Source organism: Streptomyces sp. 13-12-16 (assembly GCF_002114215.1).
Lineage (GTDB): Bacteria > Actinomycetota > Actinomycetes > Streptomycetales > Streptomycetaceae > Streptomyces.
Genome location: NZ_NCTE01000785.1, coordinates 1 through 2,340, shown reverse-complemented (window position 1 = coordinate 2,340; position 2,340 = coordinate 1). Strand labels below are relative to the sequence as shown.

General features: G+C 73.7%; 3 protein-coding genes. 1 reads left to right on the top strand and 2 read right to left on the bottom strand.

Annotated features, from left to right (window positions below; translation table 11 throughout):
* Both B7767_RS28905 and B7767_RS28900 read right to left on the bottom strand, forming a co-directional pair.
* A partial coding sequence (locus B7767_RS28905; RefSeq protein ID WP_143652681.1) for an FAD-binding oxidoreductase occupies window positions 1-572 on the bottom strand: 572 nt, incomplete at its 3' end.
* A gap of 65 nt (window positions 573-637) precedes the next feature.
* On the bottom strand, window positions 638-1,297 hold the full coding sequence (locus B7767_RS28900) for a hypothetical protein (protein ID WP_085574738.1): 660 nt from the start codon (window positions 1,295-1,297) through the stop codon (window positions 638-640).
* Window positions 1,298-1,520: 223 nt separating this feature from the next.
* On the opposite strand from B7767_RS28900, the gene B7767_RS28895 reads away from it, so the two are divergent.
* Complete coding sequence (locus tag B7767_RS28895) at window positions 1,521-2,177, top strand: helix-turn-helix transcriptional regulator (RefSeq protein WP_085574737.1); 657 nt, start codon at window positions 1,521-1,523, stop codon at window positions 2,175-2,177.
* The last annotated feature ends 163 nt before the right edge of the window (window positions 2,178-2,340 follow it).

Genomic DNA, 2,340 nt, shown 5'->3' with positions numbered 1-2,340 from the left:
CCGCGGTCCGTGCGCACCCCGCGCACCGCGCCGCCGGCGGTGCGCAGGACCCCGGTCACCTCGTGGCCGGTGAGCAGCCGGGCCCCGGAGGCGCGCAGGAGTTGGGCGGCGGCGAGGGCGGGCATCACCTGGGCGTCCTGCGGATAGCGCACGGCGCCCGCGAGGCCGGGCGCCAGACGCGGTTCCAGCTCGTGGAGCAGATCGCCGGGGACGGGGTCGGCCGTCACTCCGGCGGCCCGCTGGGTGTCCGCGAACCTCCGCAGCCCGTCGAGCGTTTCGGGGGTCTCGGCGACGACGAGTCCGCCCTTCGCCTCGTACTCGACCGGCCCGCCCAGTTCCTGTGCCACCTGTGCCCACAACCGGTTGGACAGCAGGGCGAGTTCGAGTTCGGGGCCGGGCGCCTTGTCGGAGACGAGGAGGTTCCCCTCGCCCGCGCCGGTCGTGCCGCCGGCCACGGGGCCCCGGTCCACCACGGTCACGGCGAGGCCCGCCCGGGCCGCGTACAGGGCGCAGGCGGCGCCCGTCATCCCGGCGCCCACCACCACGACATCGCAGGTCAGCGGCTCGCTCACGCCGGTAATATGTCACACAGCACTGCTGCGGGGAAGAGGGCGGACGTCGTCGGCGAAGGGCCGCCTCAGCCGGTGGAGCGGACCACTCTCAGGTGGGAGGCGGCGCGTCGGTGCCCGCGCACCCCGGACGGGGTGCGGCGCGCCTCGCGCAGGACCAGCGTCAGCCGGGTGCAGTCCATGTCCTGGAGGGCCGGGGTCGTCTCCGTGACGATCCGGCAGTCCGTGGCGCCCCAGCGCGGGTCGGGGTGCAGCAACGGCCGTACGGAGCCGTCGTGTTCGGCGGCCTGCTCGCCGACGGCCCGCAGCCAGTGCGGCAGTCCGTGCCGGTAGGCGGCCTCCATGATGGGGTCCTGGGCGATGTCTCGGCGGATGGCCGCCAGGCCGTGGTCGTGGCCGTACCGTTCGACGGCCCCGGCGAAGTGGGCCAGCATCGGCAGGCACCAGCTCGACTCGTGGTCGCCGAGCACCGTGGCCGCGTCCGGGTGGAAGAGGACGAACCGGAGGAAGTTGTCGGCGGGCAGGGCCGTGGGGTGCGGCTCGACACCCTGGAAGAGCGTCCGGAAGGCGGTGTTGGTGAGCAGCACGTCCCAGCGGTGGTCGACCACCAGGGAGGGGAAGGGGACCGCCTCCAGGAGGACGGCGTAGTCCTGCAGATAGGCCTGGGCCCCGGGAGTCCCGGGGACGGGCCGCGGTACCGGCCGCTGCCCTCCTGCCTGATGTGCCATCGGGAGGTCACCCCTCTTGCCTGTGCGGCCCTGACGCGGCGCCCCGATCCTGCTGCCCACACGTGAGGCGTGTCAACTATCGTGGCATTTCATGCCGGTTGACGGCTGAAATTGGCCACAGTTGTGGCGAGACCTGGATGTGGGTTCGAGACAACGGCTAGTCTCCGTGAAGTTCACGGCAATCGCTTGTGAGAAGCCTGTGAGAGACGTAGGAGATCTTTCGGTGACGGGTGGCTTCGAGGGTCCGGGTGCCACGCCGACGACCGCGCTGCCGGCCGTCGTCGCCCGCGTCACCGCACTCGCCGACCGGCTCGGCGTGGCGCACACCGAGGTCTTCGACGTCGGCCGGCTGTCCGCCGCCTCCGGTGTCCCCGAGCCCGTGGTCAAGGCGCTGCTGAGCGGCCGGTCCGCGGGCGAGCCCGATGTGCAGGCGCGGTTCGTGCAGCGGCTGGACCTGCTGCGCCGCACCCGGCTGAAGCCGAACGGCCGCAAGTACACGCAGCAGGAGATCGCCGACGGCGCGGGCATGTCCCGGCAGCAGGCCGGAGCACTGATCAACGGCGACCGGCGCCCGACCATGGAGCACTGCGACGCCATCCAGCGGTTCTTCCGGGTGCACGCCGGTTTCCTCACCGCCGAGGACCCCGAGGCGCTCGCGGGCGCGCTCCAGCACACCGAGCAGGAGCTGCTGCAGAAACTCGCGGACCGGAAGCGGGCGGCGACGGCACCGGCCGACGACCCGCTGGAGCGGCTGCTGCAGGACCACGGGGTGCGCGGGATCGCCTGGCGGGCCGCCCAGCTGCCCACCGACCAGCACCGCGACAAGGTCGCGGAGTGGCTGGACATGCTCCTGGAGAGCGTCCAGCGGCCCAGGACCTGACCCGGGGGCGACGCGCCGCCCGTCCGGCGGGTTCCCGGCGGAGCCGACGCTTCCCGGCACGGCCGGCCGACCCGTACGCGGCTCCGCGCGAGGCGGTGAACAGGCGCCGCGGCCGGCCCGTGCCATTCCGTACGGCGGTCCGCCCGCCCGGGACAGCGAGCGG